At 69.7% G+C, this 26,793-nt stretch carries 17 protein-coding genes; 4 read left to right on the top strand and 13 right to left on the bottom strand.

All coding sequences use genetic code 11. The features are described 5' to 3' along the window. From ACSQ3Y_RS01050 to ACSQ3Y_RS01010, 9 genes are all read right to left on the bottom strand, one after another. Positions 1 to 1,107, bottom strand: coding sequence for an AAA family ATPase (locus tag ACSQ3Y_RS01050; protein ID WP_436176151.1), 1,107 nt, complete (start codon positions 1,105 to 1,107; stop codon positions 1 to 3). A 200-nt stretch (positions 1,108 to 1,307) separates the two neighbouring features. Next, entirely contained in the window at positions 1,308 to 2,021 is a 714-nt protein-coding gene (locus ACSQ3Y_RS01045) for a Bax inhibitor-1/YccA family protein (RefSeq protein WP_082608056.1), read from the bottom strand. An 89-nt stretch (positions 2,022 to 2,110) separates the two neighbouring features. Next, entirely contained in the window at positions 2,111 to 2,674 is a 564-nt protein-coding gene (locus ACSQ3Y_RS01040) for a hypothetical protein (protein ID WP_057266980.1), read from the bottom strand. A gap of 233 nt (positions 2,675 to 2,907) precedes the next feature. After that, the gene (locus ACSQ3Y_RS01035) at positions 2,908 to 6,720 is read right to left on the bottom strand and encodes a DUF4132 domain-containing protein (protein ID WP_436176150.1); all 3,813 of its coding nucleotides are present in this window, start codon (positions 6,718 to 6,720) and stop codon (positions 2,908 to 2,910) included. 135 nt (positions 6,721 to 6,855) lie between these two features. Then, complete coding sequence (locus tag ACSQ3Y_RS01030; protein WP_436176149.1) at positions 6,856 to 8,946, bottom strand: SWIM zinc finger family protein; 2,091 nt, start codon at positions 8,944 to 8,946, stop codon at positions 6,856 to 6,858. A gap of 2 nt (positions 8,947 to 8,948) precedes the next feature. Beyond that, the gene (locus tag ACSQ3Y_RS01025; RefSeq protein ID WP_436176148.1) at positions 8,949 to 10,100 is read right to left on the bottom strand and encodes a VWA domain-containing protein; all 1,152 of its coding nucleotides are present in this window, start codon (positions 10,098 to 10,100) and stop codon (positions 8,949 to 8,951) included. 128 nt (positions 10,101 to 10,228) lie between these two features. Further along, positions 10,229 to 10,801 carry a single-stranded DNA-binding protein gene (ssb, locus tag ACSQ3Y_RS01020; RefSeq protein ID WP_057200573.1) on the bottom strand — a complete coding sequence of 191 codons (573 nt, stop codon included), beginning with the start codon at positions 10,799 to 10,801 and terminating at the stop codon, positions 10,229 to 10,231. Positions 10,802 to 10,934: 133 nt separating this feature from the next. After that, the gene (locus tag ACSQ3Y_RS01015; protein WP_428003762.1) at positions 10,935 to 12,116 is read right to left on the bottom strand and encodes an MFS transporter; all 1,182 of its coding nucleotides are present in this window, start codon (positions 12,114 to 12,116) and stop codon (positions 10,935 to 10,937) included. Between the two features lie 172 nt (positions 12,117 to 12,288). Further along, the gene (locus tag ACSQ3Y_RS01010; RefSeq protein WP_436176147.1) at positions 12,289 to 14,988 is read right to left on the bottom strand and encodes a PepSY domain-containing protein; all 2,700 of its coding nucleotides are present in this window, start codon (positions 14,986 to 14,988) and stop codon (positions 12,289 to 12,291) included. A gap of 293 nt (positions 14,989 to 15,281) precedes the next feature. Between ACSQ3Y_RS01010 and uvrA the strand changes: the two genes are divergently transcribed. Continuing rightward, entirely contained in the window at positions 15,282 to 18,272 is a 2,991-nt protein-coding gene (uvrA, locus tag ACSQ3Y_RS01005; RefSeq protein WP_436180070.1) for an excinuclease ABC subunit UvrA, read from the top strand. Here the strand turns inward: uvrA and ACSQ3Y_RS01000 are convergent. After that, positions 18,269 to 19,237 carry an alpha/beta hydrolase gene (locus ACSQ3Y_RS01000; RefSeq protein WP_057266986.1) on the bottom strand — a complete coding sequence of 323 codons (969 nt, stop codon included), beginning with the start codon at positions 19,235 to 19,237 and terminating at the stop codon, positions 18,269 to 18,271. The two genes, uvrA and ACSQ3Y_RS01000, sit on opposite strands and share 4 nt — an antisense overlap. 57 nt (positions 19,238 to 19,294) lie before the next feature. Next, the gene (locus ACSQ3Y_RS00995) at positions 19,295 to 19,618 is read right to left on the bottom strand and encodes a hypothetical protein (RefSeq protein WP_436176146.1); all 324 of its coding nucleotides are present in this window, start codon (positions 19,616 to 19,618) and stop codon (positions 19,295 to 19,297) included. A 165-nt stretch (positions 19,619 to 19,783) separates the two neighbouring features. On the opposite strand from ACSQ3Y_RS00995, the gene ompR reads away from it, so the two are divergent. Both ompR and ACSQ3Y_RS00985 read left to right on the top strand, forming a co-directional pair. Then, a complete protein-coding gene (gene ompR / locus ACSQ3Y_RS00990; RefSeq protein WP_428003079.1) occupies positions 19,784 to 20,524 on the top strand; it encodes an osmolarity response regulator transcription factor OmpR in 741 nt (246 codons plus the stop codon). Then, positions 20,521 to 21,870 carry an ATP-binding protein gene (locus ACSQ3Y_RS00985; RefSeq protein ID WP_436176145.1) on the top strand — a complete coding sequence of 450 codons (1,350 nt, stop codon included), beginning with the start codon at positions 20,521 to 20,523 and terminating at the stop codon, positions 21,868 to 21,870. Before ompR ends, ACSQ3Y_RS00985 begins: the two co-directional genes overlap by 4 nt. A gap of 9 nt (positions 21,871 to 21,879) precedes the next feature. Here ACSQ3Y_RS00985 and ACSQ3Y_RS00980 read toward each other — a convergent pair whose 3' ends face one another. Beyond that, on the bottom strand, positions 21,880 to 23,838 hold the full coding sequence (locus ACSQ3Y_RS00980) for a methyl-accepting chemotaxis protein (protein ID WP_436176144.1): 1,959 nt from the start codon (positions 23,836 to 23,838) through the stop codon (positions 21,880 to 21,882). 223 nt (positions 23,839 to 24,061) lie between these two features. On the opposite strand from ACSQ3Y_RS00980, the gene ACSQ3Y_RS00975 reads away from it, so the two are divergent. Beyond that, positions 24,062 to 24,514, top strand: coding sequence for an acyl-CoA thioesterase (locus ACSQ3Y_RS00975; protein WP_436176143.1), 453 nt, complete (start codon positions 24,062 to 24,064; stop codon positions 24,512 to 24,514). Between the two features lie 124 nt (positions 24,515 to 24,638). Here the strand turns inward: ACSQ3Y_RS00975 and ACSQ3Y_RS00970 are convergent, their stop codons facing one another. After that, positions 24,639 to 26,765: a TPR end-of-group domain-containing protein gene (locus ACSQ3Y_RS00970; RefSeq protein ID WP_436176142.1), complete on the bottom strand. Its 2,127-nt coding sequence runs from the start codon at positions 26,763 to 26,765 to the stop codon at positions 24,639 to 24,641. Positions 26,766 to 26,793 lie beyond the last annotated feature (28 nt).

Genomic DNA, 26,793 nt, shown 5'->3' with positions numbered 1-26,793 from the left:
CTATTGCCACAGCGAGCGGGCTGCTTCGTGGAAAGCCTTCCACTGCGGGTCGCGCCGGGCGCGCTCGCGCACCACGGTGTCGAAGTAGTGGCGCACGCGCTTGGCATCCTCGGTGCTGTCCTTGAGCACCACGCCCTGCAGCTGGCCGGCGATTTCGCGCGGGGTCAGCTCGCCGTCGTTGAAGTGGCGCGCCTGCAGCGCCGCCGCATAGGCCACGTTCACCGCCTCGGCGGTGGACATCACGGCATCGAGCCCCTTGATGGCCGTGCCCTCCTGCGTCTGGCCGGCGCGCAGCTCCTGGAAGGTGGTGACCAAGAGCGAGACCACGTCGCGCGGCACGTTCACCGGCGCCTCGCTGCCGGCCAGCTCGCGCGTGAGCTGGGCCATCACCAGGTCGACCTCGAACTGGTGGTCGCGGATCGGGCGCACGGTCTCGAAGTTGAAGCGGCGCTTCAGGGCCGAGGACATCTCGTGCACGCCCCGGTCACGCAGGTTGGCCGTGGCGATGATGTTGAAGCCGCGCTGGGCAAAGAGGCGCGCGTCGTTGCCCAGCTCGGGGATCATCAGCTGCTTGTCGCTCATCAGCGAGATCAGCACGTCCTGGATCTCGGGCGGGCAGCGCGTGATTTCCTCGAAGCGCACCAGCTTGCCCGCGCGCATGGCCTGGTACAGGGGCGATGGCACCAGCGCGCGCTGGCTCGGGCCCTCGGCCAGCAGCAGGGCGTAGTTCCAGCTGTACTTGATGTGGTCTTCAGTGGTGCCGGCCGTGCCCTGCACCGTGAGGCTCGAGTCTCCGCTGATGGCCGCCGAGAGCAGCTCCGACAGCAGCGACTTGGCCGTGCCCGGCTCGCCCACCAGCATCAGGCCCTGGTGGCCCATGAGCGTGACGATGGCGCGGTCCACCAGCGGGTCGTCGCCAAAGAACTTCTGCGTCACCTGCAGCTTGGCATCGCCCAGGATGAACTGGCGCACCGCACGCGGCGAGAGCTTCCAGCCCGGCGGCCGGGCGTGGGTGTCTGCTGCGGCCAGGCGGGCCAGTTCGTCGGCCCAGCGTTGCTCGGGCGACAGGCGCACGGATTGGTTCGCGGAAGGGGGGGTGGTGCTCATGGTGTCGGTGGTGTGGACGGCGGTGAGCGCGCACAGGGAGACGGGCTGCGCGCCCTTCGCAGCTATTTTGGACCAGCTTTGCGCAGTCTCCGCAGCAAGAGTGCATCGCTCCAAATAAAACACCGGGCGCATGCTGTGCATGCCCCGGTGTACTTGTTTCTGTCGGGTGCCCTTCGCAGGGCACCGGCCCAGGCCTTGGCTCAATCGTCGTTCGTCGCCAGGCTGATCAGGATGCGCAGCACGTACCAGAGCATCAGTGCGATCGACGCGAACAGGTGCAGCGCGGCGCCGGCGGGGCGGTCGGTGGGGTAGTCGTGGATGATGCGCGAGGTGTCGTACAGCACGCAGGCGCCAGCGAACAGCACCATGATGCCGGAGAACCAGATGCCGAGCTTGAAGCCGAAGATCGCGCCGGCCACGATGGTGCCCAGCGCGACCAGGCCACCCACCTTGAGGATGCCGCCCAGGAACGAGAAGTCCGACTTGCTGGTGAAGGCCGTCCAGGTCAGGGCCGCCACCATCAGCAGCGTGATGAAGCCTGCCGCGCCGATGGCGCCGGGCGCGACGATCTGGGCGATGCCGAACATGGGCGCGAAGATCAGGCCTTCGGCCAGCACGTAGATCCCGAGGCCCATGAGCTGGGTCTGGGGCTTTTCCGCGTTGTCGGCCAGGTGGGTGGCGAGCCAGCCCACGAGCATGAAGGCGCCCATCACACCCAACCAGATGAACTTGTTGCCGCTGCCCAGCAGCATCTTGGCGGTGGTGGTGGAAAAGCCGCTCAGCATGAGCACGGTGGACAGCACGACAAAGGCCAGGATGGCCGCGCCCAGGTGCTTGTAGGTGGAGACGATGAACTCGCGGCGCTCCATGGGCGAGCCGGACGGGTCCTCAGGGGTCAGTACATTGGTGTTCACAAGGATGTTCCTCGGTTGTGGTTGTTGCTACTTCTCACGCAGGAAGCAGCCTTGTGGGCCGCTTCCTGCCTCTCTCTTCGGGTAGGGGGTCAGGCGGCAGCCAGCTCGTCGGCGCGGCGCAGCTTGCGGTTGGACCATACGCCGGCGGCGCCCAGCAGCGTCAGCACGACGGCCAGCACCCAGATGCCGGCCCCGCTGAAGGACTGGGCCGTGGACGCGGCCTCGGCCTGCATGCGTGTGCGCGTGGCCTCATAGCTGATCACGGGCTTGCCGGCCATCACCACCTCGTAGACGATGTCGCTGTCGCTGCTGTCGTACAGCGCGGTGACCTTCTCATCGATGATGCCGCCCACGACCGCCTTGGGCTCGCTGTGCGCGATGCGCAGCTTGCGCTCTTCGCCACCCGCTTCAGGCTTGACGGTGATTTCGTAGTACTGCTTGGTCGAGCGGCGCTTGCGCTTGACCGTCACCTCGCTGGCGCCGGTGACCGTGCCGGCCACCGTCTGCAGCTGCTCCCGCGCGGTGTAGGCGTGGTCGCCATCGGCCTTCCAGCTGCTCCAGATGGCCATGCCAGCCAGACCCGGGCCTGCCAGCAGGATGAGCCATGCATAGCCCGTGATGAAAATCAGTATTTTTCGGACAAAACCCGGCATGAAAATTCCTCCCTCAATCATTCACATTCAATGAAATCCCGCACAGCTCATGGGCTGTTGTGCGGTGCAAGGGCTGGATCATCGCGGGAGTTTTCGCGCCAAGATGTCGCAAATTGTGAGAATGGAGAGACCTCACCAAAAAAACGTGAATTACGTCCGGTTTTCGTCGCTCGATTCAAACAGTTACGGCTTGAAATCTTGCGGCGGGCCCTCTTCAGGAGCCCGCTGACAGGCTACCAGGGCATCTTCTTTTCCCAGTCGGCATCGAAACCGGTGCAGGCCTGGGCGATGGCCAGGTAGTCGGCGTAGGCCTCTGCCAGCAGAACGGGCGGCACGCTGGCCAGGGGCAGGGTGTTGTCGCCCCAGCTGCGTGCCTTGCTGTCCTCGAAGCTGAGCGTCTTGAGGGCGGCAGCCACGTTCTCCTCGGGCAGGGTGTTGCCGGAGAAATCGATGGCCACGCGCACGCCCACGCTCGAGAAGTCCTTGGTGTACTGGTAGAAGAAGCCGCCGTCTTCGGCCTGGGCGCGCTGGTAGCCGAGCTTGGTGAAGGCGCCGCGCAGGGTGAAGCTGTCGCTGACCCAGCCCTGGCGGTCTTTGATTTCGCTCACGGCCAGCCCCTTCTCGTCGGTGAAGGCCAGGGTGGGCGACTGGCGCGACATCTGCGGGAACAGCGGGGCTGTCTTGTAGTCCTTGAAGTGTTTCGTCCACGCGCTGGCGCTGGCCTTGTCCACCAGCGAGGCGTGGGCCAGGCGCACTTGGGCGCCGTCGGACAATTGCACCTCGTCGTCCTCGGTGTTGATCAGGCTGCCGTCCTCTGTGGGGCGAAAGCTCTGCAGCGCGGCGCCCTCGGCATCCACCTCCAGCCACACCAGCCGCTGGATCAGCCGGCCGGCCACCGGGTGGCGGTGCAGGTACTCGCGCCACTCGGCCACGGGCCAGTGGCGACCGGTGCACATGGCCTCGAACAGGCGGGCGGTCTGCAGGTCGATGACCTGCTTGAGCTCCTTCTTGCTGGTGGACAGCAGCGCCTTGGTCTCCTTGGCCTGCGCCGGGTCGTCGTTCTGGCGCGGCTCGGGCAAGGTCTTGATGGCCTTGCCCTCGGGGTTGCGCAGCTCGGGCTTCATCGCCGCGTCGAGCACCATGGTGAAGATGCGCTCGCCAAAAGGCAGCGCCAGGGTGCCGGTGTCGTCCAGGCCGGCTGTGGGTATGGTGCGGTCGGCCAGCTGGTCCTGCGTCCAGCCGTTGCGGTCGGCGATCTCCTGCACCAGGGCGCGGGCCTTGGTCTGCACCGAGGCCGTGCGGTAGCGGCGCGACAGGCCCAGCATCAGCTGGATCACCACCGGGTCGTTGCCCGGGGCCACGCCTTCGAGCATGGCCTCGATCTGCGAGCGGCGCTGGTAGTGGTCGCGCATGTACTGCTGGAGCAGGGTCACGATCTCATGGCCCGGCGCAAAGGCCGCCAGCGCCAGGATGCCCTTCTCGCCGATGGCGCTGCCCAGGTACTCGGCCATCTTCTCGCGCTTGCATTCTTCGAACACCTGGTCTTCGGACTTGGCGTAGTCGGCCTCGTAGTACTGGCGGTACTCGGGTTTGGCGTTCTGGTAGCCCTTTTGGTAGGACTGGTAGCGCTGCGGCGCATGGGCCTGGGCGTAGGCGATGCCTTCCTCGAGCGGCGGATGGCGCGTGTCCTGGGCGATGAACTGGCGCAGCACGCTGCTGCCCAGGGTTTGGCGGCTCCCGGCATCGAGCAGACCCATGTAGCGCGTGAGCAGGGCGTTGCCGCCGGGCTCCTTGAGCTTGCAGGCCAGCACCACCCACCAGCGCAGGATCTCGGGCTCCACGGCCGTGCCGTCGGCCCAGCGTGCGGCCGGCAGCGCATCCAGCGCGAACCAGGCCAGGCCCGCAGGGGGCTTGGCCTTGAGGCCCTTCTTCGCCTCGGCCAGCAGGATGGCGGGGGCCAGGCGCGGCGAGATGTCATCGCCCAGGCCTTCCAGTGCGGTCAGGAAGGCGGCACGCACCGTCTCACGGCTTTCCTTTTCGAGCGCCTTGGTGAGGGCCGGCACGGCGTCGGTGTACTTCAGCTCGGCCAGCCAGTTCGCGGCCTCGATGCGCACTTCGCTCTTGGTGTGGGTGAGCGATTCCACCACCTGGCGGCCGATGCTTGGCAGGGTGGACAAGGCCTTCTGGGCCATGGGGCGGTGCGTCTTGCCCTCGCCCAGGGCCAGTTCCATCACGCGTGGCAGCCAGCGTGCCGGGATGGTGGGGAACACCGCCAGCGTCTGCAGCGCGGGCGCCAGCGCCAGAGCGCTGGAATAGCGCTCGGTGTTGGGCGGGGGGGCGGTCAGGCCCAGGGCTTGGTCGATGAACTCGGGATGCTCCATGAAGAAGGGCCAGATGCACTCGGGCGGCAGCAGATCCGTGGCGCTGGGGGTGTTCCAGTAGTCGGACAGCGCAGTGCGTGCCACTTCAATGATCGGCAGGCTGGAGCGCTGCATTAGCTCGGCCAGGGCGCGCAGGTCCACGCTGCCCCGGGGCTGGCGGCCCAGCCACTTCTGGAAACCGTCGTCGAACCAGAAGCTGCGGCCGTAGCGCGACACGCCCAGCCAGCGGATCAGGTGCGAGGGCCCGAAGGACGGCAGTGCGAACAGGCGGTTGCCGTGCGTCACCGCCTGGGCCACCTCGGTGCTGCGCAGTTTCTCTGTCTGCTTCCTGTCGAGCTGGCCATTGAGCAGGGCCAATGCCTGGCGCATGTCGTCCTCGGTCAGCTTCGACAGGTTGGCGTAGCTCTTCTGGCGCCAGGTGTACTTGTGCTTCTGGGTCTTGTTCTCTTCGGCCTCTTCCTCGGCGGCGCGGCGCGCGCGCTCGATCACCTCGGTGCGGTTGGCCAGCAGCAGATCCAGCGCGTCCTGGCCCAGCGGGTTGTCGGCAAACGGGGCCCAGGGCGGGGGCTCGGGCAGGTCCTGCTCCTGCGCATTGCCGGCTGCGTCCAGCCGGTTCAGTGCGGCGCGGATCGCCTGCTGCACCGGCTTGCTGGCCTCGCTGGCCAGCGCGGCTTCGAGCAGGCTGCGCGTGGACTCGGCGGGCAGGCGCGCGAGCAGCTCGGCCGCCTGGGTGCGCTGGCTGGTATCACCGTCGTTCAGCAGTGCGGCCAGCAGGCGCAGGCGTTCGGCTTCGGCGATGCCCTCGATGTGCGGCACGGCCTCGGCGCGCACGGTCTTGCTGCCATCAGCGGCCAGCGCCACCAGCAGCGGTGCGAAGGCGGCGCGCAGTTCCTTGTCCGGCCCGATGCGCGAAGCCAGCTGCACTCGGCCGGACGCCGAGAGCTGCTGCAGCAGGGCCTGTGCGGCCTCGGGGCGCGCGCGCATGAAATCGGCGACGGCCGGGTTCTTCACCAGATGGTCCAGGCGGTCCTGGTAGTAGCTGTCCAGGCCCTTGCGCTCGAACACCAGCTGCAGCGCCAGCGTCTCGTTCAACCCTTCCTCGGCCAGCAACTGCGCGATGAGATCGACCGTCCAGGCCGCACGCTCCTTGGCCGGCTCGTGCTTGTTGCTGTTGCCATCCTTGAAGCTGGCATGCACCGCATCGTTGACCAGGTACTGCAGCCAGTCGGGCACGGGCGCACCAGGGTGCTCCAGCGACTTGCCGGCATCGGCTGCGGCCAGCAGCTTGCCCAGGCGCACCAGCAGGGCCAGAGGCGGCTTGTCGGCAGGCACAGCGGCGTAGAACCCGGAGCGCCCGGCCAGGCTCTTCTTGCCCGCTGCCTCCAGGGGCTTGTCGTTCCAGAGGTTGAAGCCCCAGCGCAGCCGGCCCGGCGAGCCGAGCAATTGACCGGGCTCAAGGGCATGGGGGGCCTGCAGCTCCAGCAGCACGGCTTCGTGGGTGCCTTCGCTCACGAAGGCCAGGGCCTTGTCCGCCAGGCCCGGCGCCGCCTTGTCCAGCGGCTCCATGGCCTGGCGCAGCAAGTTGTTCTGCGCGGTGCTCAGTCCATTGCCATCATTGCCCGAGCGGCCCGTCACCGCCCCCACGATCTTGTCCAGCAATCCCATGCGCGATCCCCTGTGGTCTGAATAGAGCCTCGCATTTTGTCAGCGCGTCATGGCGCTGCCGTGGCGCCAGGCCGCGCCAGCGTGCAATTTGCCCGCTTTCAAGGTAATGGCTTGTAACACCACGCCGGTGCGCGACTACGCAGCGATGGAGGGCAGGCCGTCGAGCTCCACCGTGCGCTGGCACAGCTGCTGCAGGCGCAGCATGCCGGCCGGCTGCGGTGTGGCCAAGTGGTGTTGCAGGGCCGATGCCACGGTGTGCAGCCCCACCGAGGCGATGCCGGGTAACGCAGCGCCCAGGCGCTCCGATTGCGTTTCGGTGAGCGGCATGCGTCCGGTGGCGGCCTGGGTCTCCAGCACGTCGAGCACCGGGCCCAGCAGGCGCTGGGCGCGCGTGGGCTGGGTGGCCGCTGGCGTGGCCTGGTCCTTGCGCCATTGCACCAGGCGCAGGATGCGCTGGGCCAGCGGCGTGGGCCGCGCCGCCTCGGTCGCATAGTCCAGCGAGATGGCATGCACCTGGCCTTTGGCGTCACTGCTCAGCAGCGACAGCGGCACCAGCAAGGTGGTGGCAGAGGTGCGCTCCACCCGCACCAGCACGGCGTGTACCGGGGCGCCACGTGCGGCCAGCCGGTCGAGGTTGTCCACGCGCTGCATGCTGGCGTCGCCCACGGGCACGGTCAGGTGCAGCCACAGGCCATCGGCATCCTGCACGGGCCACAGCAACTGCTGGTGCGCCTCATCGAGGATGGGGGTGCGCGTGGCGGCAGGGCGCAGCAGCACCAGTTCGGCGCCATCGCCCGAGAGGCCGGTGGCTGCGCTCAGCTGCGCCGTGAGTTCGGCCCAGCGGCCGCAGCCCAGCGTGGCCAGGCGCGCATCGCCCGCGTGCCAGGGTGCCAGCGCCAGCGCCCGGGCCGTGCCGGCCAAAGCCAGCCGGTCGTCGTCGGCCAGCCGGGGGAATTTGAGCTGCAGCGGTGCTTGGCACAGGGACTGCGCGGCGCCCACACCGGGCCACACGGCATGGATGGCCCAGGCGCTGTGCCGCGTGAAACCTGTGTCGCTTCCGTCGGGGCGCGCCAGCACGGCCTGCAGCAGCCGCTCGCCGGCCAGGTCCCAGAAGGCCAGCGTCAGGCCACGCGCACCGCCCAGGGTTTGCCACCAGTGGGCGCCCAGGGGCTGCAGTTCAAGGGCCGTGGTCTCGTCGAAGGCGCGGCGCAGCCGGCCGCGCAGGGCGGCGGTGCGCTCTGCGGCCTCCTGGCCTTCAGCGGGGGCACGCAGGGCATCGCACAGGGCCTGGATGCTGGACATCAGCGCCAGCGCATCGCGCTCCTGCATGCGGTGGTCGCGCCGCACCAGGCCATCCACCATGCCGCCCAGGTTGCGCAGCAGCGCGGCCAGGCGCGGCAGGCCCTCGCCGCGGGCCGACATGTTCAGGGCCAGCAGCCGAGCCGAGGCCTGCTCGCTCACGTGCGACAGGCCGCCGGTGAGCAGCTCGTGCAGCATGGCCTCCACCTGGGCGAGGAAGGCGCGCTCGCGTTCACCCAGCGCGGCGGTGGGCTGCTCTGCCGCTGCGGCAGGGGCCATTCCCTCGGGCCAGGGCAGCGGCTCGCCCAGCACCTCGCGCAGGGCCGCCAGCGCGATCAGGTGCACGGCCTTGCGCTCGCGTTCGGGCACTTCGGACACCATGCCCTCGTAGCCCGCGCCCGCCACATAGCGGCAGGTGGCGGCGAGATCGGGCAGGTCGATCACCAAGGTGCCGCCCTGCACGCGCCACTCGATGCCGCAGGGCAGCGCCTGCACCGCGCGGCGCACGGCGGCTACGCCGGCCTGCTTGAACAGCGCGGGGGCTTGCAGGGCGCGCACCTCGGCCAAGGGGTCGGCGGTGGGGCCAGGCGCAGGCAGCGGTGTCGCATCCGCCTGGGCACCAGGGGTTGCTGGTGCTCCAGCGGTGGCGGCACCGGGCTCCAGCGCTCGCAGCCATAGCGCCGCACCCAGGATGTGCTTGCAGATGTCCGGCGCCGGGCAGTCGCACTGCGCCTTCTGCGGGCCCCGGGCGTCGAGCTGCACGCGCTGGCCATCGGCCTCGACCACGCCGCCGTCGGCGCCCTGCTCCGCCCATTGCACCTTGCCCGCCTCCACGTCCTTGGCCGCGCGGCGCAGCAGGCCTGCGTTCGCCAGGGCCGTGAGGGTGTCGTCGTCGTAGGCGCGGTAGCCCTCAAACCAGGCGGGCATCGTCACTCCATCACTTCCGCAAGCCACTGGGCGAAGTGGGTCGGCGTCAGGGCCGCCACGTGCATGCCCTTGTTCGCCAGGCGCTGCGCCATCTGGCGGTCGTAGACCGGGTTGGCACCCTCGTCGAGCGCGGCCAGGCCGAGCAGCTTCACCCGTGCCTCGGCCATGCGCGCCACGGCCGACAGCAGCGGGCCGGGTGCGGCGCCTTCCTCGAAGTCGCTGATCAGTGTGAACACCGTGCGCTGCGGGTTGCCGACCAGCGACTCGCAGTAGTGCACCGCGCGCCCGATGTCGGTGCCGCCACCGAGCTGCACCGTGAGCAGCACCTCCACCGGGTCGTGCGCCAGGTGCGTGAGGTCGACCACGGCGGTGTCGAACACCACCAGCTTCACGCGCACGGCGGGCAGCGAACTCATGATGCCGGCGATCACGGCGCTGTAGATCACCGAGTCCATCATCGATCCGCTCTGGTCCACGCACAGCACCACGTCCCAGGGCAGGTTGCGCTTGACGCGGGCGTTGAACAGCGGGCGCTCGATGACCAGCTGGCGCCGCTCGGCGCTGTAGTTCTTGAGGTTGGCCGCAATGGTGGCGCGCGCGTCGAAGTTCTGCGCGTTCTTGACGAGCGAGCGCCGCTGGCGGTTGCGCCGGCCCACCAGGGCGTTGACGAAGTCGTTCTTCAAGCGCCGGGTGATCTCGTCCACCGTCTTCTGGATCACCTCGCGCACGGCATCGCGCATGCCGCCCGACAGGCGCCCGCGCATGCCCAGCAGCGCCTTGGCCAGGCCCGGCGTGGGGTCCATGGAGCGCAGCACCGCCGGGTCCTTGAGCAGGTCGGTGAGCTGGTAGCGGTCGATGGCCTGGGTCTGCATGCGCTCGAAGACTTCCTGCGGAAACAGTTCGCGCGAGCGGTTGAGCCAGTCGATGGCGCGCAGCTGGCTCGGGTCGAGCGAGCCGGCTGCGCCGCCCGCAGGGCGCGCCAGGCCCCGGCCGTCGTAATCGCGGCCGTAGAGATATTCGAGGGCCTGGTCGAGTTTCCAGTCGCCTGCATCGAACTGCGCATGCGACAGCGGCTGCGCGGCGTAGCGGCCCAGGATCAGGCGCCAGCGGCGCAGGGCCTCGTCGGGGCGGTCGCCAGAATCAAGGCTTTCCATGGGTGCCTGTGCGGCCGCAAAAAAGGCCCGCGACACGGGCGGGCCTGGATGGGTTGGGCGAATGCAGGGGTGCGGCGCGCAGGGGCTGCACCAGCCCGGCAATCATGCGCAACACGCCCATTCGGTGCTCAGAACGGGATGTCGTCGTCCATGTCGTCGAAGCCCGAGGCTGCGCGAGGTGCGGGCGCAGGGGCCGGGCGCGCGGCGGGCGCGGCGGGGCGCTGCTGTGCCGGAGGGGCGGGGCGGCGCTGTTGCTGGGGCGGGGCCTGGTCGTAGCCGCCACCGCCCTGGTCGCCGCCGTAGCCGCCACCATCGTCATAACCGCCGCCCTGCTGGCCGCCACCGCCCTGGCCGCCGCCCATGCCCTGGCGGCTGCCCAGCATCTGCATCTGATCGGCACGGATTTCGGTGCTGTACTTCTCGACGCCCGCCTGGTCGGTCCATTTGCGCGTGCGCAGGCTGCCTTCCACGTAGACCTGCGAGCCCTTGCGCAGGTACTGGCCGGCAATCTCGGCCAGGCGGCCATTGAAGACCACGCGGTGCCACTCGGTGGCTTCCTTCATTTCGCCGCTTTGCTTGTCTTTCCACTTGTCGGTGGTGGCAATCGTCACGTTGGCCACCTGGTCGCCACTGGGGAAGGTGCGCATTTCAGGGTCGCGGCCGAGGTTGCCGACGATGATGACTTTGTTCACGGATGCCATGGTGCTGCTCTACCTACTTGATGTTGGGGGGCGCTTGTGTGCTCTCCGGTCCGTGGAGAGTCTGCGCGCCGAACGCGCCATTGTGCCGCAAGCCGGGGTGGCCGGGGCGGGCGGGAATCTGTTACAGAAACGCTCAGTGCCCCTGGCCCCGCCCCGTGGGGCGCAGCGGCCAGGTCAGCACCAGCCACAGGGCGGTCAGCACGGCCGTGGTGGCAAAGAGGCCTGGTGCGCCTGCCCATTTGACCAGGGCACCGCCCAGGGCGCCGCCGGCAAACAGCCCCAGCGACTGCAGGGTGTTGTAGCTGCCCAGGGCCGCGCCGCGCAGGGCGGCGGGGGCCATGCGCGAGACCAGGCTGGGCTGGCTGGCCTCCAGCGCGTTGAAGCCGCAGAAGAACACGAACAGCAGCGGCCCCAGCACCCACAGCGTGGGCGTGGCGCCACTGGCCGCCAGGCCGCCAAGGCCCAGTTGCACCACCAGCACCAGGGCGATGGAGCCCAGCAGGGCGGCGCGCAGGTGCCCGGCGCGCTCCAGCGCGAACAGGCCCCCCATGGCGGCGAACGACAGCACCACCGCTGGCAGGTAGGCCTGCCAGTGGTGGTCCTTGGGCAGGCCGGCCTGCACCAGCATGGCCGGCACGGCCACCCACATGGACAGCTGCACCGTGTGCAGCACGAAGACGCCCAGGTTCAGGCGCAGCAGGTCGGGGTGGGCCCAGACGTCGGCCAGACGGCCCCTGGGGGCATTTTTGTGCTCCGTGGGTTCGGGGGGAACCAGCCACAGCACCACGGCCACGCCGGCCACCGCCAGCGCGCAGGTCAGCCCGAACAGGCCCGACAGGCCGATGTGGGCCGTGAGCAGCGGCGCGGCCACCAGGGCCACGGCGAACATCAGGCCGATGCTGCCACCCACCAGGGCCATGGCCTTGGTGCGCACCGCATCGCGGGTCTGGTCGGCCAGCAGGGCTGTGACGGCAGCCGACACGGCGCCCGCGCCCTGCAGCGCCCGGCCCAGCAGCAGCCCGGTGAGCGAGTCGGCCAGCGCTGCCAGCAGGCTGCCGCCGGCAAACACCAAGAGGCCGAGCACGATCACGCGCTTGCGGCCGAAACGGTCCGATGCCATGCCCAGCGGCAGTTGCAGCAGCGCCTGGGTGAGCCCGTAGATGCCCATGGCCAGGCCCACCAGGGCCGGGTCATCGCCCCCGGGGTACTTGCGCGCCTCCAGCGCGAACACCGGCAGCACCAGGAACAGGCCGAGCATGCGCAGCGCGAAGATCAGCGCCAGGCTGACGCTGGCGCGGCGCTCCAGCGGCGTCATGGCGTGCGCGGCCGTCGGCGGCAGGGGGGCAGAGGGGGAAGGGGCGGCACTCGGGGCCGGGGAAGGCATGAACAAGGAAGGGGGCTCGGTGGACGGCTGGCGCAAACCCCGATTCTCGCCCATCCCCCTGTCCGTTGACTTTGATCAAGAACAAACGGCCATCCGCTTGCGCTCAATAGACGTCGCGCCGGTAGCGTCCGTCCGCGATCAGCGCGTCAATCGCATCGGCGCCCAGCACCTCGGCCAGCACCGCATCCACGCCCGAGCCCATGCCCTGGGCACTGCCGCAGACATAGAGGATGGCGCCCTGGGCCACCCATGCGCGCAACTCGTCGGCGGCGGCGCGCAGGCGGTCCTGCACGTACCGGTGCTCGCCGCCATCGCGCGAGAACACGCGGTCCAGCCGCGCCAGGAAGCCAGCGGCCTGCCAACCCTCGATCTCGGCTGCGCACAGAGTGTCGTGCGCGCTATGGCGCTCGCCGAAGAGCAGCCAGTTGCGCCGGTGCCCACCTGCCACCCGTGCGCGCAGGTGCGAGCGCAGGCCTGCCAGGCCCGAGCCGTTGCCGATGAACAGGCAGGGCACGTCGCCCGTGGCCGAGTCGAAGCGCGGGTTGGCCACCAGACGCAGGGGTACCAGCGTGCCCAGCGGGGCATGCGTGGTGAGCCAGCCCGAAGCCAGACCCAGCCCGCCCGCATGCCGATCCAGGCGCACCAGCAGCTGCAGCGCGCCGTCCTGCGGCAGCGAGGCCACTGAATAGGTGCGCGGCGCCAGCGCCACCAGGGTGTCGGCACAGGCCTGGGCATCGGCAAAGTGCAGTGGCGGCACCGGCAGCACGCTTTGCGCCAGGGCGTCGGCCAGGGTGCAGGGCTGGCCGGCCAGGTGCACAGTCTGCGCGCCCGCCAGGCCGGCCGCCTTTAGCCAGGCATCCACCGCTTCGGCGGAGTGTCGGGCTTGTACCTCGACCAGAGCGCCGGGGTGCCAGGTCGCAGGGGTATCACAGGTCAATGCCAGCTCGAACAGCGGCCCGCCCTCGCTGCCGGGGTTCAGGTGCTCACGGCTGGCCAAGCGCCAAGGGGTGTAGGGCAGCTCGGGGCCGGTGTCGGCCAGTGCGCCGTCCAGCGCCAGGTGTTCGGCCCCCTCCAGCGTGGCCAGGGTCTGCATCCAGCGGGCCAAGGCGGCTGGGTCGCCGCTGTCCACCTCGATCAGTGGAAACAGGGGCTCGGCACTGCCTTTGCGCAGGGCTTCGTCGAGTGCATGGCCGTAGCCACAGAAACGTGCGTAGTTGCGGTCGCCCAGTGCCAACAGACCGTAGCGCATGCCGGCCAGGGCGCCCGTGCCCTGCTGCTCCAGCAGGCGCGTGAAGCGCCGGGCGCTGTCGGGCGGCTCGCCTTCGCCAAAGCTGCTGGCCACCAGCAGAACGCAGCGGTGGGCGCGCAGCGCCTTGGGGGTGAGTTGCTCCAGCGACTGCACGGCCACGCGCAGCCCGGCGCGCTGCAGCGCGGTGGCGCTTTGCAGCGCGATGCGCTCGGCCTGCCCAGCCTGGCTGGCATAGGCCACCAGCAGGGTGTCGGTGGCCAGGGTGCCGGCCACGGCGGTGGGCACGCCCTGCCCGTGCGCCGTGCGCGCGGCCTCGGTGGCGCGGCGCTGGCGCCTGCGGTCCAGGTACAGCATCCAGCCGGTGATGGCGAACAGTGGCAGGCACAGGCTGGCCAGCAGCATGGCCACCCGCCCCGGCAGTCCGAAATAGGTGCCCATGTGCACTGGGTAGATGGTGCTCAGCGCGCGGGCGCCCATGCTGCGGTCGGCATAGCGGTCCTCGGCGCTGACCTTGCCGGTCAGCGGCTCGATGGACAGGCGGCTGCGCGCGCGCTCGTGCGGGGCATTGGCCGCGAGCCAGGTGACCTGCACCGGCTGCCCGGTCTTGGCGGGCATGCGCAGGCTGGCCTCGGCCCAGTCGCCGGCCTGTTGCTGGAACACGGCCCAGGTGCGGGCCAGGTCCGGCGGCGCGGGCTCGGGGGCCTTGGGCTGCGCGCTGGCGGATGCCGGCGGCTTGGCGGGGGCGGTCACGCGCGGCGGGCGCTTCTGGCCGGCCCAGCCGTCCACCGTGTCGCGCACCGCGTCGAAGCACCAGTAGATGCCCGTGGCCGTGAGCGCCACGTACATCACCAGCGCCCAGGTGCCGATGACCGAGTGCAGCCCCCACAGAAAGGAGCGGCCCTTGAGCGCGGTGTCGAAGGTCAGCCAGGTGCGCCAGCGCAGCGGGTTGCGCGGCCAGCGCAGGTACAGGCCCGAGAGCGACAGGCCCAGCAGGCAGATCGCCAGCACGCCGGCCACCACGCGGCCGGGCTCGCGCGGCAGCAGCAGCCAGCGGTGCAGCGACTCGATCCACTCGAAGAAGCCATGCCCCTGCAGCTCGCCCAGCACGGCACCGCTGTAGGGGTGCACGTAGACCACGTCGCCGCGCCGCTCGCCGGGGCGCGGTACGAAGGTCACGCGTGCCGAGCCGCCCGGCTCGGCCTGCACGGCCACGCTGCTGATGCGCTCGCTGCGGCCGGCACGCTGCACCGCGTCGACCGTCTGCTGCGGGGTGAGCATGGGCCCCGCCAAGGGGGCCACCTGCCGCACCCCGGGGTTGATCAGGTCCAGGATCTCTTCGTGGAAGGCCAGCAGCGCCCCGGTGAGCCCGATGACCACCAGCACCGTGCCGGCGGTGATGCCGATGAACCAGTGCACCTGGAACCAGGCCTGGCGCAGCGTGGGCAGGGCCGGCAGGTGCCAGCGGCGGCTGCGGGTCGGCGCATCGGGACTGGACACGGGCACGGCGCTGTCGGGCGTGGTGGATGCGGCGGAAAGTGTGCGTTCGCTGGCCATGTTGCTCGGCAGGGGAGAGCGATCCACCGCCGGGGCATGGGGCGTGCCCCGGCGACAAAGCGATTAAATGAGAATGATTGTTATTTTAATGCTATCTGCATGCCCGTAGCGCCAGGTCGGCCTTGGCCGTCATTTCCGGTTGCATCGGCAACGGCCTGTGCTTTGGCAGCAGCGTGGCGGCTGCGCGGGGCATGCCGGTGGCCTATCATGGTGGGTTGTCCTGCATTGAGCCCGCCCCCGTGAAAAACGACCCTGTTGCCGCCGACGACGACCGATCTTCCGACGGCGCCTACCTGGCCCGCGTGCTGCGGGAGCAGCGCATCAGCATCCGCGGGGCGCGCACGCACAACCTCAAGAACATCGACCTCGACATCCCGCGCAACCAGCTGGTGGTGATCACCGGGCTGTCGGGCTCGGGCAAATCGAGCCTGGCCTTCGACACGCTGTATGCCGAGGGCCAGCGCCGCTATGTGGAAAGCCTGTCGGCTTATGCGCGCCAGTTCCTGGGCCGGCTGGACAAGCCCGATGTCGACCTGATCGAGGGGCTGTCGCCCGCCATCAGCATCGAGCAGAAAGCCACCAGCCACAACCCGCGCTCCACCGTGGGCACGGTGACCGAGATCCACGACTACCTGCGCCTGCTCTACGCGCGCGCCGGCACGCCGTTCTGCCCCGACCACGGCCTGCCGCTGGCCGCCCAGACCGTGAGCCAGATGGTGGACGCCGTACTGGCCCTGCCCGAGGACACGCGCCTGATGCTGCTGGCCCCCGTGGCCCGCGAGAAGAAGGGCGAGTTCACCGAGGTCTTCGCGCAGATGCAGGCGCTGGGATACATCCGCTTCCGGGTGGACGGCACGATCTACGAATACGAGAACCTGCCAGCCCTCAAGAAGACCGAGAAGCACAGCATCGACGTGGTGATCGACCGCCTCAAGGTGCGCCCCGAGATGCAGCAGCGGCTGGCCGAGAGCATCGAGGCCGTGCTGCGCGTGGGCGGCAACGAGGGCAATGGCCGCGTGCTGGTGCTGGAGATGGATTCGGGCCAGGAGCACCTGTTCAGCTCCAAGTTCTCGTGCCCGGTGTGCAGCTACTCGCTGGCCGAACTGGAGCCGCGCCTGTTCTCTTTCAACTCGCCCATGGGCGCCTGCCCGGCCTGCGACGGCATCGGCCAGCGCGAGGTGTTCGACCCGCTGCGCGTGGTGGCATTTCCCACGCTGAGCCTGGCCAGCGGTGCCATCAAGGGCTGGGACCGGCGCAATGGCTACTACTTCGCCATGCTTGAGAGCCTGGGCCGGCACTACGGCTTCGATGTCGAGGCACCCTTCGAGTCGCTGCCCGCCAACGTGCAGAACGCGGTATTGCACGGCTCGGGCGAGGAGGAGATCGCCTTCAGCTACATCATGGACAGCGGCCCCTCCAAGGGCAAGGTGCTGAGCCGCAAGCACACCTTCGAAGGCATCCTGCCCAACATGGCGCGGCGTTACCGCGAAACCGATTCGGTGGTGGTGCGCGAGGACCTAGCGCGCTACCGCAGCACCCAGCCCTGCCCCGAATGCCATGGCACGCGCCTGCGCCGCGAAGCGCGCCACGTGAAGGTGGGCGAGGGCGAGCAGGCCCGCGCCATCTTCGAGGTGAGCCATGCCACGCTCAACGACGCGCACGGCTGGTTCCGCTCCCTGTCGCTCTCGGGGTCCAAGGCCGAGATCGCCGACAAGGTGGTGCGCGAGATCACCACGCGGCTGCAGTTCCTCAACGATGTGGGCCTGAACTACCTGAGTCTGGACCGCAGCGCCGAGACGCTGTCGGGCGGCGAGGCGCAGCGCATCCGCCTGGCCAGCCAGATCGGCTCGGGCCTCACGGGCGTGATGTACGTGCTCGACGAGCCCAGCATCGGCCTGCACCAGCGCGACAACGACCGCCTCATCGCCACCTTGCAGCACCTGCGCGACATCGGCAACAGCGTGATCGTGGTCGAACACGACGAGGACATGATGCGCGCCGCCGACCACGTGATCGACATGGGGCCGGGCGCGGGCGTGCATGGCGGCCGCGTGATGGCCCAGGGCAGCTACGACACGGTGCGCAACCACCCCGAATCGCTGACCGGCAAGTACCTGTCGGGCACCTTGTCCATCGCCGTGCCCCGGCGCCGCACGCCCTGGCTGCCGGTGGTGGAGGCGGTCGCGCCGGCCCCTGCGCCGGCCAAAGGCAAGTCGCGCTTTCCCGAAACCGAGGCCAGCAAGCGCCGCGCCGAGCGCATGGCCGCCCACCATGCACGCCAGGGCGCCGTGCAGGCCCTGCGCGTGGCCGGCGCCACGGGCAACAACCTCCAAAACGTGACGGTGGACTTCCCCGTGGGCCTGCTGACCTGCGTGACCGGCGTCTCGGGATCGGGCAAGAGCACGCTGGTCAACGACACGCTGTACGCCGCCGTGGCGCGCCAGATCTACCGCGCCCACGAAGAGCCGGCCGCGCACGACGAGATCGTGGGCATCGAGTACTTCGACAAGGTGATCAACGTCGACCAGTCGCCCATCGGCCGCACGCCGCGCAGCAACCCGGCCACCTACACGGGCCTGTTCACGCCCATCCGCGAACTGATGGCCGAGGTGAATACCGCCAAGGAACGTGGCTACGGGCCCGGGCGCTTTTCCTTCAACGTCGCCGGCGGCCGCTGCGAGGCCTGCCAGGGCGACGGCGTGGTGAAGGTGGAAATGCACTTTTTGCCCGACGTCTACGTGCCCTGCGACGTCTGCCACGGCCAGCGCTACAACCGCGAGACGCTGGAGGTGCTCTGGAAGGGCCGCAACATCGCACAGATCCTGGAGCTCACGGTGGAGGATGCCTTCGCCTTCTTCAAGGACGTGCCGGCCCTGGCGCGCAAGCTGCAGACCCTGCTCGACGTGGGCCTGTCCTATATCCGCCTGGGCCAGGCGGCGACCACGCTCTCGGGCGGGGAGGCGCAGCGCGTGAAGCTGGCGCAGGAGCTCTCCAAGCGCGACACGGGCCGCACGCTCTACATCCTGGATGAGCCCACCACCGGCCTGCACTTCGCCGACATCGACCTCTTGCTCAAGGTGCTGCACCAGCTGCGCGACGCGGGCAACACCATCGTCATCATCGAGCACAACCTGGACGTCATCAAGACCGCCGACTGGCTCATCGACATGGGGCCCGAGGGCGGTGCCGGTGGCGGCATGGTGGTGGGCGTAGGAACGCCCGAGGACTTGGCGGCCAATCCCGCCAGCCACACTGGCAAGTACCTCGCGCGCTACCTGGCCTAACGCAGGCGTTGTGCAACCGCGGGATCGAGTGATCCCATGAAAGTCTCCACGGCCCGCGTGTAGCCGCTCTCCAGGCCCAGGTTGGCATTGATTTCGCCGTGCGTGAGGTTCTGCGGCAGCACTTCGGCGCGGCCGCCCAGAGCCTGCACATGGGCCGCCATGCCCTGCGCCTGCAGGCAGGGGCGGTCTGGGCGGCTGGTGGAGCACACGAACTGGTAAGGCGGTTGAGCCCCGGCCACGGCCTGGTAGGGCGAGATCGCCAGCCAGAAGGCCGGATCGCTGCCCAGCACCTCGTCGTACAGCGGATAGTGCGGCAGCGACATCACGACCGGTGCGTTGAGCAGCGCGCTGTCCAGCGACACCGTGCCCAGCCAGGGCGTGACGCCCAACTGCTGCAAGAGCGGCGCATGCGCGTTGACGAACGACACCAGGTGCGCCCCGGCCGAGTGGCCCATGAGGATGAACTTCGTGGGGTCGGCGCCCCACTGCGCCGCCTGCTTCTGTGCCGTGTCGAGCGCCACGGCCACGTCGATGGCCTCCTGCAGCACGTTGACCGCCGGGTGCAGCCGGTAGTTGACCGAGATGAAGACGAAGCCGCGCGGCACCCAGCGCGCCGCCTTCTCCTGCACCACGCGGGACATGGCCTTGTCGCCCGTGCGCCAGCCGCCGCCGTGCACCATGAAGATGACCGGTGCGGGGCCGTCCACGCTGCTGCGCGGGGTGCTGGGCAGGTACACGTCCATGCGCTGCAGCGGGTCGGGGCCATAGGGTACGTCGGCGATGCGCTGCACGCCGGCCGGCAGCGCGGTCACGGTGCCGCCGCCCGCATCGTCGAAGAAGCTACCGGGATCCATCGGTTGCGCATGGGCCGGAGCCACGGCGGCGAGCGAGGCCAATGCCAGCCCCAGGGGCAGTGCGGCCCGGCAGGCCCAGGCGCAAAGGCGGGGAGCGAGGGTGGTGGTCATGGTGGTGTTCTCCTGCAATGGTAGTGAAGAAAAGGCGACGAGGGGGCGTGGCTGGGGCTACTGCGGCGTGCCCTTGCGGCTGGCCAGGCGCGCGGCGATGGCGGCGGTGATTTCGGCCTCGGTCACGAAGCCCTTGCGCTGGGTGTCGATCTGGTCGAACGCGCTGTAGACGCGCGGCATGCCGGCCTGGGCCTCGGCACGGGTGAGCTGGCCGTTGCCGTCCTTGTCGGCGGCCACGAAGCGCTGGTGCAATTGTTCGCGCGCCTCTCGCATCTGCTGGGTGCGTTGGCCGGGCGGCGCGGCCTGGGCGCTGGCACCAGCCACCAGGCCCGCGGCGAGCAGGCAGGCCAAGGCCATCGTGCAGGTGGAGGAAGAGGTCATGGGTCGGCTGCTGGGGCGATGGGTTGTGGATGCCCCGACTGTGGCGCCCAGGTGTGAGCCATTTGTGGCGTGGATGGGCCGATGTATGACAAAGCATGACGAAGTGGCCTGCGGCAGGGCCTTGCGCCCTACCATTGCCCCATCCTGAGTTGCACGCCCTCCCCTATGACCGAAGCCCTGGCCCGTATCCTGGTGGCCGATGACGAGCCCGACCTGCGCGCCCTGCTGCAGCGCTATCTCAGCGACCAGGGCTATGCCGTGCGCACGGTCGATGGCGCCGGCCCGCTCGACGCGCTGCTGGCGCGCGAGCGTTTCGACGTGCTGGTGCTCGATGTGATGATGCCGGGCGAGGACGGCCTGTCCATCTGCCGGCGCCTGCGCGCGCAGGGCGAGACCATTCCCATCCTCATGCTCACGGCGCGCGGCGACCCGGTGGACCGCATCATCGGCCTGGAGATGGGTGCCGACGACTACCTGCCCAAGCCCTTCAACCCGCGCGAGTTGCTGGCCCGCGTGCAGGCCATGGTGCGCCGCCAGCGCATGCTGGGCGCGCACACCGGCCCGCTGCAGGCTGGCGGCAGCATCCGGTTTGGCGATTTCACGCTGTGGGTGGATGAGCGCCGGTTGACCCGCGACGGCCAGGACGTGCCCCTGACCAGCGGTGAGTTCGCCCTGCTGCAGACCCTGGCCCAGCAGCCGCGCCGCCCGCTCGGGCGCGACCGGCTGATGGCCCTGGCCTACGGGCCCGACCACGAGGCCACCGACCGCAGCATCGACGTGCAGGTGATGCGCCTGCGCAAGCTCATCGAGACCGATGCGGCGCAGCCGCGCCACATCCGCACCGTCTGGGGCGTGGGCTATGTCTTCATGCCGGACGGTGCGGCGCCGACCGGGGGCAATGCATGACCGCCACGGCGCCTGCGCAGGGCTGGTGGCCGCGCAGCCTGCTGGGGCGCAACCTGCTGCTCATCACGGCGCTGGTGGTGGCTAGCCAGCTGTGCGCTGTGGTGCTGGTGCGCCAGATGATTTTGCAGCCGCGCGTGGCCCAGGTGGCCGACGGAGTGGCGCGCAATGTGGCCGCTCTACGCGCCGGGCTGGACGTGCTGCCGCCCGCACAGCGCGCCGCCTTTGTCGAGGCCTTCAACCGCCAGGCGGCCCAGGCTGTTCTGGAGTCCGACGAGCCGCCGTCCCCGCGCCGGCGCGCCCTGCTGTCGCCGCTGGAGCAGCGCTTCGTGCAGGCGGTGGCGCGGCGCTTGGACCTGGCCGAGGCCAGCGTGGCCGGTGGGCCGCGCTGGCGCCGCGATGGTGCGGGCACGCTGGCGCTGCGCGTGGCGCATGGCGGCACCGACTACTGGCTCAGTCTGCCCAGCGTGTTCCCCACGCGCGAGTTCACCGGTGCCTGGCTCCTGGCCACGGTTGCCGGCGTGCTGCTGGCCCTGCTCGGGGCCTGGTGGCTGCAGCGCCATCTGAATCGGCCGCTGGCCCGGGTGGTCACTGCGGCGCAGCACCTGGCACAGGGCCAGGCGCCCGCCGCTCTGCCGGAAGATGGGCCCCAGGAGATCGCCACCGTGGCGCGCAGCTTCAACCAGATGGCGCGCAGCCTGGCCGACGCCGATCGCGAGCGCGCGCTGATGTTGGCCGGCGTGTCGCACGATCTGCGCACCCCTTTGACCAAACTGCGCCTGGGGGTGGAGATCGCCCAGGCGCATGTGGACGCGCCGCTGGCCGCCAGCATGGCGCGCAGCATCGAAGAGATGGATGCCATCGTCGGCCAGTTCCTCGACTTCGCGCGCCTGGGCGACGGCGAGGCCCCCGTGGCCGCCTCGCTCGATGAACTGGCCCGGGCCGTGGCCGAGGCGCAGGCCGACCATGGCCGCGCGGTGCGGCTGGAGCCGGGATCAACGCCAGCGGTGCCCGTGCATATACAAGCGCTGCGGCGTGCCGTGGACAACCTGGTCGAGAACGCCTGGCGCCATGGCGCTGCGCCCGTGGTGCTGAGAACGGGCGCCGGTGCGGCTGGCGTGTGGATCGAGGTGGCGGACCATGGCCCCGGCATCCCTCCCGCCGAGCTGGAGCGCATGCGCCAGCCTTTCGTGCGCGGCGGTGGCGGCGCACGTGCAGGCATTCCGGGGGCCGGGCTGGGCCTGGCCATTGCCGAGCGCGTGGCACGCGCGCATGGTGGCGCGCTGGAGCTGCACAGCGCTCCGGGTGCCGGCCTGCGCGCGCGGCTGGTGCTGGCGCGCCCGACGTAGATTGGGGAATCAGCGCAGCCGCGGTGCGGACGCCGGGGCTGTCTCCCCGACGCGGAACACCGACACCACCTGCACCAGCTCTTCGGCCTGGCCTTGCAGGCTGCTTGCCGCCGCTGCCATCTCCTCGACCAGGGCCGCGTTCTGCTGCGTGGCCTGGTCCATCTGCGTCACGGCCTCGCCCACCTGGGCCACGCCCAGCGACTGTTCGTGGCTGGCGGCGCTGATCTCGCCCATGATGTCGTTCACCCGGCCGATGGCGGCCACCACCTCGTGCATGGTGCCGCCGGCGCGCTCCACCAGCAGGTTGCCCTGCTCCACACGCTCGACGCTGGCGTGGATCAGCGTGCGGATCTCGCGCGCCGCCTCGGCGCTGCGCCCGGCCAGGCTGCGCACCTCGCTGGCCACCACCGCAAAGCCCCGGCCCTGCTCACCCGCGCGTGCTGCTTCCACTGCAGCATTGAGCGCCAGGATGTTGGTCTGGAAGGCAATGCCATCGATCACGCCGATGATGTCGGCGATCTTCTTCGACGAGGCGCTGATGTCCTGCATGGTCTGCACCACCTGGGTGACCACATCGCCGCTTTGCACTGCAATGGTGCGCGCATTGCCGGCCAGTGCACTGGCCTGGCGTGCGCTGTCCGCATTCTGGCGCACCGTCGAGCTCAGCTCTTCCATCGAGGCTGCGGTTTCTTCGAGCGCGCTGGCCTGGCTCTCGGTGCGCGCCGAGAGGTCATTGTTGCCCTGCGCAATCTGGGCACTGGCCGTGGCCACGCCTTCGGATCCGCCGCGCACCTGGCTCACCACGTCGGTCAACTGGCGGCGCATCTGCACCAGGGCCGCCATGAGCTGGCCGACCTCGTCCGTGCCGTGGGCCGTGGCCGTGCCGCGCAAGTCGCCCTGGGCCACTGCATTGGACAGCTGTACCGCCTGCGCCAGCGGCACGGTGATCGAGCGCACGAAGGTGCGTCCCAGTGCCACCGCCACCGCCAGGGCCACGGCCAGCAGGCCGAGCTGCCACAGCAACTGGCGCTGCAGGCCCGAGACCCGCTCCTGCAGCGCGCCGTTGAGCAGGTCCATGGCCTGGGCATTGAGCGCATACAGCGCGTCGATGGTGCGGGTGAATTCGTCGAAGTAGTCCGAGGCCGGCGCAGAGAGCTCGGCCGCGCCGATGACCTCCCTGTCGGCGCGCTGCAGTGCCTGCTGAACCTGGGTGTTCACCGCCTGCGCCGGGCCGCCCAGCGCCTGGCGGAAGACCGGGTTGTGCACCATGGCGCGCTCCAGGCTGCGCAGCGTGTCGCCCTGCAGTTCCACCACGCGCTGCTGAAATGCCATCAGGCCGCCCTTGCCTTCGGGCGCCAGGGCCTTGCCGCTCAGTGCGGCAGAACCCTGGGCGCGCATCACGCCGAGCTTTTCGCCGAGCATGGGCACATGCACCAGCGAGGCCTGTACGAGGGCGCTTGTGTCCTGCCCGGGGTCGAGCGCCAGGCCGTAGTGGTGCAGCAAGGTCTCGTTCAGGCGCATCACCGCGGCGATGAGCTGGGTGTGCTGCGCCGTGCTCTGGGCCGGCTGCAGGCTGCGCGCGGCGACTGCCTGCTCCAGGGCCTGCCAGGTCTGGCGCAGCTGCTTCCAGGTGGCTTCGTCGGCCGCTGGCACGCCCGCCTCGGCGAAGCGGGTGGCCACGTCGGCCAGGGCTTTTTCCACCGCCTCGCGCGCCGCAGGCCGGCGGGCGGCCAGGGCCTCGTTGCCGCCGAGCATGCTGGCCGAAAGACCCCGGTGCACCTGCATGCCCTGCACGACCTTGTTGAGCGCCAGCAAGGGCGGCGCACCCCGCGCCTCCTGGCGCGCCGTGGCCATGTCCTGCAGCGCATCGCGCATGTACATGAAGGTGGGCAGCGCCGTCATCGCCAGCGCGATCAGCCCGAGGATCAGAAACTTCTGGAGCAAGTTCAGACGGTTCAGGGAGGTCATGGCGAAAGCGGCAGCCGGTGCATGCGCGAGGTTGCGGGCCCGGCGCGGGGCCGGGTCAGGGAACAGGGGAGGAACGCCTGCCTTTCAGCAAGCGACATGCCAGATTCGCTGCGCTGCACCGCAGGTCGCCCCAACACGGCCGTTCGGTGGGTGGCGGTGCGTTCCTACAGGGCATCTGGCGGTAAATGGGATATACCGGGGCACCTTCCGAGGAGAGTTCCGCATGCATTCCATCACCCTGCGTTTTCTGGCGTCGCACACCGCCCCTTCGGCATCCGGCCGCATCCACGGCGGCACCGTGCTGCGCTGGATGGACGAGGCGGGTTTCGCCTGCGCCTGCTCCTGGGCCGGTGGGACGTGCGTGACGGCATTCATGGGCAGTGCCAGCTTCGACCGGCCCATCCACCCGGGCGACCTGGTGGAGGTGCAGGCCAGCCTGGCCCACACGGGCGAGACCAGCATGAACATGCTGGTCGAGGTGCGCAGCGGCGGCATCCAGGAAAAAGAGCTGCGCCAGGTCACCCATTGCGTAGCCGTCTATGCGGCGCTCGATGAAGACAGCGCACCCCGTGCGGTGGACAAGTTCTCGCCCGAGACCCCGGGCGACATGGCCTTGGCCGAACGCGTGAATGCGCAGGTGGATGCGGCGCGGCTGCACCTCGCGCCGGCCCACTGATACGGATTTGCCTTCAACCGTATAACGTCGTTGGTTCGCCTTGCCGTGCTACAGCACTGTCTGCGGCTCCCGCCTAGTTTTACGATCGAATGCAAATCCGTATGAGATGCGATAGAACAGCTTCTCAGGTCGGCGCGTTGACGGTCTGCAGGAACTCCGCATCCTGCCGATATCGGTCGAAATCCGTGTCCCGCAGGAACTGCGCGGGCGGCTTGCCCAGGCGGCGGGCGTTGGCGATGGCCTCCAGCATGCGCGCCTTGTCGCCGGTGAGCGCGTAGTAGCACGACAGGTTGTACATCAGCGTCCCGTTGGTCTGCACGGCCGGGTCGAAGCCCGGCCCGACCAGGGTCGCCATGACGGCTTCGGCCAGGTCGCGTTCGTTGGTGCGCATGGCGAAGGCCAGGGTCTGGCTGGCGATCACGCCGACGTTGTAGACCTGCTTGTCGTCGCGCTGGTACTTGCCCATGGACGGGTAGACCTGGGCCAGGTAGTGGCGCACCAGCTGCGAGGACGCGCCGAAATCCTCCCGGCCATTGAAGTGGTTGATCAGCTGCGCATACGCATGGGTGATGTCCGAGGCATCGCCCTGCACGCGCTGCAGATCCTGCGCCAGGTCCTGCGCGATCTGCAGGAACGCGGGCAGTGCGCCGGGCGAGCGCTGGGCGGCGGCGTTCGCATCCCTGAGCGCCTGCACCGATGCCTTGCGCGCGGATGCGGGCCGTGCCGGATTGCCCACGTAGGCCATGCGGGCCCCAGGCAGCGCCTGCTGCAGGTTGCCGCTGCGCAGCAGCACCGACATCCCCAGCGTGGGGCCTTCCAGGTCGGGCACCTGCACCGCCAGCTCCAGCGGGCCCTTGCCGCCCTGCAGCCGCTCGAAGGCCGCGCGGGTCTCGCCCGCAGGCAGGTCGATGCGCAGCTGCGTGTCTTCCTCCTCGGAGGATGTGCGCCAATGCAGCGTCAGTGCCGAAGGCACGGCCTGCAGGGCGGGCCACAGCGCCTGCACGGGGATCTGCGGCCCCATGCCCTCGTGGCGCTTGCGCTCGCCGGGGCTGCGCAGCCAGGTGTGCGCGGCGGGGGCGGCCGCTTCGCCGGGCCGCGCGGCAGCAAACTCCACATTGGCGCTCACGGCGTACGAGTGGGTCGATGGCCCGGTGAACACCGGGCGCCACGCGCCTGGCCCCCGGCCCGTGGCCTGGCCTGGCGCCGCGCCGCGCGGGCGCACCACGTACAGGCCGATATCCTTCTCGTAGTGCCGCAGCAGCGCCTCTTCGCCGGGGTTATGCAGGTAGCTGCGCGGGTGCACGGTGAACCAGGGGTTCGCGCCCGGCAGCATGGGCGACGGATCCCACCACGCCATGTTGGGAAAGCGGAACTGCCCATCTTCCTTGGGAATGAAGGCCTTGAACTTGAGCACCTCCCTGCCCACGCGCAGCTGGGTATGGGCATCGCCGAACCAGTAGCGGCTGGGCAGGTTGCCAGGCACGCCCAGGGCCTTGAGGGCCACGCCCACGGTGGCTCCGAGCAACTGCCCGCTCAGGCCCTCCTCCAGGTGCAGGCGGCGGCGGTCGAAGTCCACCACTTTCACGCGCGGGATGTCTTGCCCGGTGCTGTCGAAGTCCCCGGGTTCGATCTCCGTCCAGCCCTTGCGGGCAGGGTGGTAGCCGCCAAGGCAGGTGGCATCCCAGCCCAGCTTCTCGGCCGAATGGGTGCGCTGCCGGCAATAGGTGTCCACCTTGTCGCGCTGGCGCGTGATGTCCAGGATCCACGCCTTGCCGCCCGACAGCAGGTAGGCCCAGGCGCTGGTGTCATTGCGGCCGAACTCCACGTGCTCGGCGCGGTCGAGCTCGGCGAACAGTTCGGCCTGCGAGAGGCGGTTGCCATCCACGGTGGGGGCATACGGTTTGCGCCGCCGGTCGCCGCTGTACACCCAGTCGCTGTAGTAGTGGGGCGTGAAGACGATGCCGGAGGTGTGGATCCCGCCGGGCACGCGCAGCGTGTCCTGCAGCTCACCTTGCGCATTGAACTTCCACAGATAGCCGCCGGCCACCGCGACCAGTTGCTGCGTGCGCGGCAGCGCGAACAGGCCTTCCACCTCGCCATGCAGTACCTTGCGGGCTTCCAGGTTCGGTGAGGCCGCGAGGTTCTCGGACAGGCGCGGGTACTCCTGGGGCGAGGGTTTGGCGCCAGCGGCGCAGGACAGCAATGCGTACGCGGCGCAGACTCCGAAGCGGCGGAGCGAGGAAAGGTGCATGGAATGGGTCGGTCTGAAACAGCGGCTA

The organism is Acidovorax sp. LjRoot66 (assembly GCF_964253305.1).
In the GTDB taxonomy this organism is placed as follows: Bacteria; Pseudomonadota; Gammaproteobacteria; order Burkholderiales; family Burkholderiaceae_C; genus Acidovorax.
This window is presented reverse-complemented; position numbering and strand designations above follow the sequence as displayed.

What these genes read in the sequence shown, in the direction of transcription:
- ACSQ3Y_RS01010 (WP_436176147.1), bottom strand. Translation starts at nt 14,988, where the DNA reads ATGGCCAGCGAACGCACACTTTCCGCCGCATCCACCACGCCCGACAGC.
- ACSQ3Y_RS01025 (WP_436176148.1), bottom strand. Translation starts at nt 10,100, where the DNA reads ATGGAAAGCCTTGATTCTGGCGACCGCCCCGACGAGGCCCTGCGCCGC.
- ACSQ3Y_RS00980 (WP_436176144.1), bottom strand. Translation starts at nt 23,838, where the DNA reads ATGACCTCCCTGAACCGTCTGAACTTGCTCCAGAAGTTTCTGATCCTC.
- ACSQ3Y_RS00970 (WP_436176142.1), bottom strand. Translation starts at nt 26,765, where the DNA reads ATGCACCTTTCCTCGCTCCGCCGCTTCGGAGTCTGCGCCGCGTACGCA.
- ACSQ3Y_RS00995 (WP_436176146.1), bottom strand. Translation starts at nt 19,618, where the DNA reads ATGACCTCTTCCTCCACCTGCACGATGGCCTTGGCCTGCCTGCTCGCC.
- ACSQ3Y_RS00985 (WP_436176145.1), top strand. Translation starts at nt 20,521, where the DNA reads ATGACCGCCACGGCGCCTGCGCAGGGCTGGTGGCCGCGCAGCCTGCTG.
- ACSQ3Y_RS00975 (WP_436176143.1), top strand. Translation starts at nt 24,062, where the DNA reads ATGCATTCCATCACCCTGCGTTTTCTGGCGTCGCACACCGCCCCTTCG.
- ACSQ3Y_RS01035 (WP_436176150.1), bottom strand. Translation starts at nt 6,720, where the DNA reads ATGGGATTGCTGGACAAGATCGTGGGGGCGGTGACGGGCCGCTCGGGC.
- ACSQ3Y_RS01050 (WP_436176151.1), bottom strand. Translation starts at nt 1,107, where the DNA reads ATGAGCACCACCCCCCCTTCCGCGAACCAATCCGTGCGCCTGTCGCCC.
- ACSQ3Y_RS01030 (WP_436176149.1), bottom strand. Translation starts at nt 8,946, where the DNA reads ATGCCCGCCTGGTTTGAGGGCTACCGCGCCTACGACGACGACACCCTC.
- ACSQ3Y_RS01040 (WP_057266980.1), bottom strand. Translation starts at nt 2,674, where the DNA reads ATGCCGGGTTTTGTCCGAAAAATACTGATTTTCATCACGGGCTATGCA.
- ompR (WP_428003079.1), top strand. Translation starts at nt 19,784, where the DNA reads ATGACCGAAGCCCTGGCCCGTATCCTGGTGGCCGATGACGAGCCCGAC.
- ACSQ3Y_RS01000 (WP_057266986.1), bottom strand. Translation starts at nt 19,237, where the DNA reads ATGACCACCACCCTCGCTCCCCGCCTTTGCGCCTGGGCCTGCCGGGCC.
- ACSQ3Y_RS01015 (WP_428003762.1), bottom strand. Translation starts at nt 12,116, where the DNA reads ATGACGCCGCTGGAGCGCCGCGCCAGCGTCAGCCTGGCGCTGATCTTC.
- ssb (WP_057200573.1), bottom strand. Translation starts at nt 10,801, where the DNA reads ATGGCATCCGTGAACAAAGTCATCATCGTCGGCAACCTCGGCCGCGAC.